The organism is Rhodococcus sp. Eu-32 (assembly GCF_003336925.1).
GTDB lineage: Bacteria > Actinomycetota > Actinomycetes > Mycobacteriales > Mycobacteriaceae > Rhodococcoides > Rhodococcoides kyotonensis_B.
Genome location: NZ_QGNK01000040.1, coordinates 1 through 8,472, shown reverse-complemented (window position 1 = coordinate 8,472; position 8,472 = coordinate 1). Strand labels below are relative to the sequence as shown.

Genomic DNA, 8,472 nt, shown 5'->3' with positions numbered 1-8,472 from the left:
TCGTCGTCGGCGCAGGCCCCACCGGCGTCGAAATGGCAGGACAGATCGCCGAACTCGCGAACAAGACTCTCGACGGCACCTTCCGCCACATCGACTCCCGCAGCGCGAAGGTCATCCTCCTCGACGCCGCCCCGAAAGTCCTGCCTCCGTTCGCCGACTCCCTCGGCCAGTCCGCGGCCAAGCGGCTCGAGAAGATGGGCGTCGACATCCAACTCGGCGCCATGGTCACCGACCTCGACGCCCACGGCCTCACCGTCAAGGACAGCGACGGCACCGTGCGACGCATCTCGGCGAAGACGAAGGTCTGGTCGGCCGGTGTCGCCGCCAGCCCCCTCGGTAAGACCCTCGCCGAGCAGTCCGGCGCCGAGATCGACCGCGCGGGCCGCGTCCTGGTGAACAAGGACCTCACCCTGCCCGGACACTCCGACGTGTTCGTCGTCGGCGACATGATGAGCCTGGACAAGCTCCCCGGCGTCGCCCAGGTCGCCATCCAGGGCGGACGCTACGCAGCCCAGGTCATCGAAGACGGTGTCGAAGCCGTGCGTGCAGGCAAGGACGTTCCCGAGCGCAAGCCGTTCAAGTACTTCGACAAGGGCTCGATGGCGACGGTGTCACGGTTCTCCGCGGTCGCGCAGGTCGGACCGATCAAGATCACCGGGTTCATCGCGTGGGTGATGTGGCTGCTGGTCCACCTGCTCTACATCGTCGGCTTCCGCAGCCGCCTGACCACCGTCATCTCCTGGCTCACCGCATTCTTCTCCAAAGGCCGCGGCCAGCTCGCCATCACCGAGCAACAAGTCGACGCCCGGCGAGCGATGTTCTACTTCACCGGCAACGACCCCGTCGCCGCCCCCGAAGTCACTGCACCGGAACCAGAATCCGCCACGCTCCCACTGCAAGAGAGCCGACGGTAACCAGCAGGAACAGGCCCACCCAGACGATTCCGGGCAGGAACGTCAGCCGGGCCAACTGATCCGCGTCGGAATCCCTGGCCCGTCCCGCGCTGCGCGACCGCTGCAGCTCGAGGACGGGCCTCGGTCCCGCGATCAGCAGGAAGAACGTGATGAAGTACGCGGCCGCGACCTGCTGTTCGCCCGTTCCCCACCAGGACACGGCGAACAGCAGCGCGCCGACCGTGACCAACGACAGCAATCCATAGAAATTGCGAATCATGGTCACCATCAACGCAATCGAGATCACGCCGATCCACAGCACCGCCACGGCATGCTGCGTGCCCAGTACGAGAGCGGCGCCGAGCCCCAGCAACGACGGCCCGACGTAGCCGGCGAACGTCATGGCGACGACGCCGAGCCCGGTCGGCTTTCCCTTCGAGATCGCAACTCCGGACGTGTCGGAATGCAGACGAAGGCCCATCAACTGTCTGCCGGTGATCAACGCGACGAACAGATGCGCGCCCTCGTGAGCGATCGTCACGACGTTGCGCGCGATCCGCCAGGTCTGCGGAATCAGGACTATCAGTAGCGCCGTCACCGCTGTCACCTGAACGATCCACGCGGGCGGGTCAGGACTCACCGCGGAAATGCGGTCCCAGAATTGCTGCACACCACACTCTAGGTGAGCCGATACACGCCAGGGTCGGCGCCGAGCGACCACAAAGACCAATACGTCCAATGGTTTCGTATACGTGACGACGGTCACGACCGTCGGCAAGATGAACGTCGATGAACACCCCGAACCAGATGACGCGACGACGCGCACTGACGACCCTGGCGGCCCTCCCGCTGGCGTTGTCGGTCGGTTGCTCGATGCTGTCGTCGGAACCGGACCTCTCCGGACTACGGATGCTCATCCCGAATACACCGGGCGGCGGTTACGACGTCACCGCTCGGACCGCGTCTCGCATTCTCGAGAACCGTGACCTCACGGGGTCGATCGAGAAGTTCAACGTCGTCGGCGGTGGCGGATCGGTCGCGCTCGCGCGGCTGATGCGCGAGTCGGGCAACGAGAACTTGATCGCGATGGTCGGTGTGGGCGTCGTCGGCGCCGCGCAGGTGGACAACTCACCGTGGAAACTGTCCGACGCCACGGCACTCGCGCGACTCGTCGACGAGCCCGAGGCTCTCGTGGTCGGAGAGGCTTCCCCTCTCGGTTCGGCAACGTCGCTCGCAGAAGCCTGGCGTGCGAATCCCCGTGCCTTCACCGTCGGTGCGGGTTCGGCCGTCGGTGGACCGGACCACGTCTTCGCAGTCGAACTCGCCCGGACGATCGGGATCGATCCGAACACGCTCGACATCGTCACCTTCGACGGAGCGGGCGACCTGCTCACCGCGATCATCGACGGCAGCGTCGACGTGGGAATCGCGGGCGCAGGTGAGTACATCGATCAGGTCGACGCGGGATCGCTGCGGATACTGGCGGTGTCGAATCCGACCGAGGATGCCCCGACGCTCCGCGACTCCGGAATCGATCTGGAGTTCACGAACTGGCGCGGATTCATCGCACCCCCAGACATTTCCGCTGTGACCAGAAACGACATCGTCGACGTGCTACGCACGATGCGTGAGTCCGACGAATGGCACGACGCCCTGGCTCGGCATCGCTGGGCCGATTCCTTCCTGCCGGGTGAGGAATTCTCCGAATTCCTTGCGGCAGAGGATCTTCGAATGCGACGCACGCTCGAAGATCTCCATATATCTCGTTAGAAAAGAATCACGGAAGGACTTCTCGTGGACGACTGGGTCCAGACCCTCTCCACACCGGCCCTGCTCTCGATCGCACTCGTGGCGATCGCACTGCTGCTGGTGATGATCATCAAGTTCAAGGTGCACCCGCTCCTTGCACTCGTGATCGTCTCGATAGCAACAGCTTTCGCGACAAGAATCCCCATCTCGGAGATCCAGGACGTACTGATCGACGGCTTCGGCGCCACCCTCGGCGAGGTGGCGCTGCTGGTGGGACTCGGAGCCATGTTCGGGCGTCTGGCGGAGATCAGCGGTGGCGCCCAAGCACTGTCCGACGCCCTGATTCGCAGATTCGGCGACAAACGTGCTCCGTTCGCGCTCGGCGTCGCGTCACTGCTGTTCGGCTTCCCGATCTTCTTCGATGCAGCGTTCATGGTGATGCTCCCCATCATCTTCAGCGTCGCGCGTCGACTGGGTGGGAGTGTGCTGCTGTACGTATTGCCCGCAGCGGCAGCGTTGTCCACGATGCACGTCTTCCTTCCCCCGCATCCGGGCGCGGTGGCATCGACCGTCCTGCTCGGTGGCGACGTCGGCCTGACGATCCTCATCGGTATCGTCGTGGCGGTTCCCACGTGGTACATCGCGGGATACCTCTACGGCACGTTCATCGGTAAACGCATCGACCTTCCGGTACCGGACCTGTTGAGTGGGGGACCGCGGGTCGAGACCGTCGAGGACCCACCGAAGCCGAGCACCATCATCGCGTTGCTCATGCTTCCGCTGGTGTTGATCTTCGCCAACACGGCCGTCACGACGGCAGCACGCACCGGGACGTTGGACGCCGAGTCTCCCTGGGTCACCGTTCCCCAGGTCATCGGATCCACACCCGTCGCGCTCCTCATCACCGTTCTGGTGTCGACGTACGTACTCGCGCTTCGCCGAGGCCGCACAGCCGACTACGTCGAGGATCTGCTCGACAATGCGCTGAAGCCCATCGCACCCGTCGTACTGATCACCGGCGCGGGTGGCATGTTCGGTGCGGTACTGCTGGCAAGCGGCATCGGCGACGCCTTGGCCGAGACATTGCGCGATCTCGGTCTCCCGTTGATCGTGTCGACCTTCATCATCGCTGCCATCCTGCGCATCGCGCTCGGAACGGCCACCGTGGCGATCACGACGTCGGCAGGTCTGCTGGGCGCGTCGATCATGGCTGCGGGGTTGAACCCGGTGCAGACCGTCGCGATGATCCTGACGCTCGCGGCCGGTTCGTCGATCTTCCCGCATGTCAACGACGCGAGTTTCTGGCTCATCGGTAAGTTGCTCGGCATGGACGTTCCGACGACCTTCAAGACCTGGAGTGTCATCAAGACGTTGATCTCGATCGTCGGATTCGCTCTGTCCGGCGTCGTGTACGTGATCGCGTCCGTGTGACCCGAGGGTTCGGTGACGGTATGAGACGACGCCCCCGCAGCCTGGCCAGCCAGGTCCTTCTGCTGCAACTGGTGGTGGTCGCGGTGGTGCTCGTCGCCGTCGCAGGCGTCTCGATTCACCAATCGAGCTCGGAATTCCGCGCCGGTCAGAGCGCCAGGATGATCGCCGTCGCGGAGAACCTGGCGTCGACGCCCGTCGTGCGGGCACAGTCGAATGCACCCGAGGCCGACCGCGTACTCGCCCCCGAGGTCGGGCGCGCGGTCGACCTGTCGGGCGCAGGCATCGCCGACGTCGTCGGCGCATCCGGCGTGATCGTCGCGTCGTCCATTCCCGATCGGACGGGCAGGCCCGCGGAACTCGGAAACAGTCTCGCGCCGGAGGGCCGAGCCTGGAGCGGGGATGCTGTGGTCGACGGCCGTAGATCCATCAGCGGCCACGTTCCCGTTCTGTCGCCGTCGGGCGAGGTCCGAGGGGTCGTGGCGGTCAGCACGGCCTACCCGTCGACATGGGAACTGCTCGTCGCAGCCGGGCCACCGCTTCTTCTCTACCTCGGCATCGGCGCCTGCCTCGGCCTGGTCGGGTCGATTCTGCTGTCCCGACGCGTCAAGACCCACACCCGGGGACTGGAGATCGAAGAGATCGCGCATCTCGCCGACCATCGAGAAGCGTTGCTGCACAGTATCGGAGAGGGAGTGATCGCCGTGAATCCCGACGGAGTCGTGACGGTGTTGAACGACTCCGGCGCCGAACTTCTCGGGATCGACGACGCAATCGGACGCACCGTCGACGATCTCGCCCTGGAACCGACGATTCGCGACTACCTGAAGAATCCCGACGGGAGTGGGGACTCGGTGCTGACCACCGCCTCCAGAGTTCTGGTTCTCAGTCGCCGAGCGGCCTCGAGCAAGGGACGTCGGATCGGAACGATTACCACAATGCGCGACAGTACCGAATTGGCAAGGATGCAAAGCCAACTCAGCTCCCATCGATCCGTGACCGACACTCTTCGCGCGCAGACGCACGAGTTCGCGAACCAACTGCACACGATCTCCGGGCTGAACCAACTCGGCGACCACGCCGCGGTGACGGACTTCGTCGGCGCGTTGACCCGCCGGCGTGCCGAGATCAATGCGTCTGTCACACAAGCCATCTCCGATCCCGCAGTGGCGGCCCTGCTGATCGCCAAGACCTCGCTGGCGGCCGAAGCCGGGGTGTCGTTGGAGCTCGAGGAAGGCTCGCATCTCGCTGCACTGGATCCGATTCTGGCGACCGACGTCATCACCGTGCTCGGCAACCTCGTCGACAACGCAGTCGACGCCTCCGCCGGTACCGACGACGCGCGCATCGTCGTCAGCATCGACGATTCCGAGGACATCGAAATACAGGTCGCCGATTCCGGGCCCGGTGTGCCGGCCGAGATGCGCACCGAGGTGTTCTCACGCGGGGTGACCACCAAACCCGATGCGCCCGGTGGGCGCGGGATCGGGCTCGCACTCGTCCGAATCGTCAGCTCGCAGTACGGGGGTTCCGCGCGCGTCGCCGATTCCGATTCGACCGGTGGCGCCCTGTTCACGGTGAGAATCCCGACCTCGTCGCTGCCACCCGATAGAGTCGATCGTCGTGACTGACCGGAAGTACCGCGTGCTGGTCGTCGACGACGACTTCATGGTCGCAGAGATTCACCGACGGTTCGTCGATTCCACCGCCGGCTTCGAGACCGTCGGCGTCGCCCATACGGCCGCCGACGCGGTATCCGCTGTTCACGAGCTCGCCCCCGACCTCGTGCTGTTGGACGTCTACCTTCCCGACAGGTCCGGGCTCGATGCCCTGCAGCAATTGCGCGGGGAAGGCAACGCTACCGCCGTCATCGTCATCACCGCCGCACGAGAGCTCGACACCGTCAGCCGAGCCCTGCACGGCGGGGTCACCGACTACCTGGTCAAACCCTTCGAGTATCCGCAGCTGGCGGACAAGCTGAGCGGTTTTCGACGTCGCGCGCTGGCCCTGGCCGATCCAGGTGGGGTGGACCAGTCCGTCATCGACTCGCTGTTCGGTGCCCCCGCAACCGCACCCGCCTCGCTCCCCAAGGGACTCAGTGCGGGTACCGGGCAACTCGTCCTGGCGGCGGTCGACGAAGGCGGTGAAGTCTCGGCAGGCGAATGCGCCGAGCTGGCCGGACTTTCACGCGTCAGCGCCAGGCGATATCTCGAACACTATGCGTCGACAGGAGTGCTCAGCGTCCGGCTCGAATACGGCCGAGCCGGACGACCGGTTCACCGCTACCGCGCGACACGCTGAACCGGTGGGCAGACGTGCGCGTCACACAGGTTCCTGTCACACCGGACGCAGCAGCGACCGGCGACGCGGAGGTAGCGGCTCGGGAGTCTTGTCCGCCAACAACTTCAGCGCCTTCCGGATCTCGAGACGAGTCGCCGACGGCTCGATCACCGCGTCGACGTATCCACGTTCCGCCGCGGTGTACGGGGTGGCCACGAACTCGTTGTAGAAGTCGATGAACTTCTGCCGCACCTTCGGCCCGTCCTCGCCTGCCGCCTCGATCTCCCGTCGCTTCAGCAGCCCGACGGCACCCTCGGCGCCCATCACCGCGATTCGAGCCGTCGGCCACGCGAAGTTCAGGTCGGCACCGAGGTTCTTGGACCCCATGACGGCATACCCGCCGCCGTATGCTTTGCGAATCACGACGGTCACCTTCGGAACAGTCGATTCGATTACTGCCGCAAGGAGTTTCGCGCCGCGATAGATGACCCCGGCTCGTTCCTGCTCGAGTCCCGGCAGATAGCCCGGGATATCGACGAGGAAGACGACCGGGATCGCGAACGCGTCGCAGATGTAGATGAACCGCGCCGCCTTCTCGGAACTCGCGATGTCGAGTGCCCCACTGAGATGCGTCGGCTGATTGGCCACCACCCCGACGGTCCGGCCGTCCGCCCTCGTGAACGCCGTGATGACGTTGGGAGCGTACATACTTCCGATTTCGTGGAACTCGCCGTCGTCGAACACCTTGGTGATGATGTCGTGCATGTCGTAGGCGGTGTTGTCCGAGTCGGGAAGAAACGAGTCGAGACCCAGATCGGTGTCGGTCAGGTGAGGTTCCAAACCCGGGTTGACCAGGGGAGCCGATTCGTGGCAGCTACTCGGCAGGTAGCCGAGAAGTGTCTTGACCCAGGTGAATGCGTCGGCCTCGGAGTCGGCGACGTGATGCACGGTGCCATAGCTCGCCTGTTTCGTCGCGCCGCCGAGATCCTCGGCCGAAATCGTCTCGCCGGTCACCGCTTTCAACACGTCGGGCCCCGTGACGAACATGTACGCCTGGTCCTGCACCGCAACGATGAAGTCCGTACATGCCGGCGAGTAGGCCGCCCCGCCCGCACACTTTCCCAGCATGATCGATATCTGCGGAACCAGACCGGACAACAACCTCTGGCGCCTACCGATTTCGGAGTAGAACGCCAGCGACGTCACCGCGTCCTGAATGCGGGCACCGCCGGAATCGTTGATGCCGACGATGGGGCATGCGGTCTTCGCGGCGAGCTCCATCATGGCAACGACCTTGCGGCCGAACATTTCTCCGAGAGAGCCACCGAACACGGTGTTGTCGTGCGAGTACACCACCACGGGCCTGCCGTCGACCGTTCCCCGCCCGGTCACCACACCGTCGCCGTACGGATTGTCCGCGCCGCCCGGCGCCCGCATCAACGCGCCGTATTCGACGAAGCTACCCGGGTCGAGCAACGCATCGATCCGATCACGCGGAGTCGGCAACCCGGCGGCTGCGCGTTTGGCGCGCGCGCGTTCGCTTCCGGGCTCGCGCGCGCGAGCCGAACGTTCCCGTAGAGCCTCGATCTTTTCCGCAGTCGTCACGAACACATCTTTCGTCGCAGTCGGTACAAGAGGGGGCCGCCCCGACTGGCGGAGCGGCCCCTCCTTCGCATGATTCAGGACGCTTGTCGCTCCGCCTTCGCGGCGTCACGGGCGAGCGAACGGTCGCGCATCTCCTCGAACTTGGTGGCCTGCCTCTCCAGGTCTTCGAGGAACGCGGCGAGTTCTTCCCGACGGGTCTCGCCGCGGCCGGTGAAATCCTCGCGCTCGAAGATCTTCCACTTGCGCAGGACCGGCCAGACGACCTCTTCGAGGTGCTGACGCAGGTCGTAGATGCCGTGCTTGGCCATCAGGACACCGTTGCGGCGAAAGTTCGGCATTCCGGCGCCCGGCATCTGAAAGTTCATGACGATGTCGCACACCGCGTCGAACGTCTGGTCGGGTGCGATGTCGAGGGCTGCGGCGCTGATGTTGCGGTAGAACATCATGTGCAGGTTCTCGTCGGCGGCGATGCGCTGGAGCATGCGATCGGCGATCGGGTCGTCGCACACCTTGCCGG

The 8,472-nt window shown here is 65.0% G+C and carries 8 protein-coding genes; 5 read left to right on the top strand and 3 right to left on the bottom strand.

From position 1 onward, the window contains the following. Positions 1-914 (top strand): FAD-dependent oxidoreductase (locus DK926_RS26105; RefSeq protein WP_165839674.1); only part of this gene is annotated, 914 nt, incomplete at its 5' end. On the opposite strand, the gene DK926_RS26100 is transcribed toward DK926_RS26105, so the two are convergent. Continuing rightward, positions 859-1,563 carry a M50 family metallopeptidase gene (locus tag DK926_RS26100; RefSeq protein WP_114332807.1) on the bottom strand — a complete coding sequence of 235 codons (705 nt, stop codon included), beginning with the start codon at positions 1,561-1,563 and terminating at the stop codon, positions 859-861. The genes DK926_RS26105 and DK926_RS26100 overlap by 56 nt on opposite strands. Before the next feature lie 119 nt (positions 1,564-1,682). Between DK926_RS26100 and DK926_RS26095 the strand changes: the two genes are divergently transcribed. Genes DK926_RS26095 through DK926_RS26080 form a run of 4 tightly spaced genes read left to right on the top strand, consistent with a single transcriptional unit; the run spans position 1,683 to position 6,371 of the window. Next, positions 1,683-2,663, top strand: coding sequence for a tripartite tricarboxylate transporter substrate-binding protein (locus tag DK926_RS26095; RefSeq protein WP_243637033.1), 981 nt, complete (start codon positions 1,683-1,685; stop codon positions 2,661-2,663). Between the two features lie 24 nt (positions 2,664-2,687). Continuing rightward, entirely contained in the window at positions 2,688-4,073 is a 1,386-nt protein-coding gene (locus DK926_RS26090; RefSeq protein WP_114332806.1) for a gluconate:H+ symporter, read from the top strand. 20 nt (positions 4,074-4,093) lie between these two features. After that, the gene (locus tag DK926_RS26085; RefSeq protein ID WP_114332810.1) at positions 4,094-5,701 is read left to right on the top strand and encodes an ATP-binding protein; all 1,608 of its coding nucleotides are present in this window, start codon (positions 4,094-4,096) and stop codon (positions 5,699-5,701) included. Further along, a complete protein-coding gene (locus tag DK926_RS26080; protein ID WP_279387110.1) occupies positions 5,694-6,371 on the top strand; it encodes a response regulator in 678 nt (225 codons plus the stop codon). Before DK926_RS26085 ends, DK926_RS26080 begins: the two co-directional genes overlap by 8 nt. A 36-nt stretch (positions 6,372-6,407) precedes the next feature. Here DK926_RS26080 and DK926_RS26075 read toward each other — a convergent pair whose 3' ends face one another. Together DK926_RS26075 and DK926_RS26070 are read right to left on the bottom strand one after the other, a co-directional pair. Further along, on the bottom strand, positions 6,408-7,961 hold the full coding sequence (locus DK926_RS26075; protein WP_165839673.1) for an acyl-CoA carboxylase subunit beta: 1,554 nt from the start codon (positions 7,959-7,961) through the stop codon (positions 6,408-6,410). 68 nt (positions 7,962-8,029) lie between these two features. Beyond that, on the bottom strand, positions 8,030-8,472 hold a 443-nt coding region (locus DK926_RS26070; protein WP_165839672.1), incomplete at its 5' end, for an acyl-ACP desaturase.

Coding starts and splice junctions, on each gene's coding strand:
- DK926_RS26085 (WP_114332810.1), top strand. CDS start 4,094: ATGAGACGACGCCCCCGCAGCCTGGCCAGCCAGGTCCTTCTGCTGCAA.
- DK926_RS26095 (WP_243637033.1), top strand. CDS start 1,683: ATGAACACCCCGAACCAGATGACGCGACGACGCGCACTGACGACCCTG.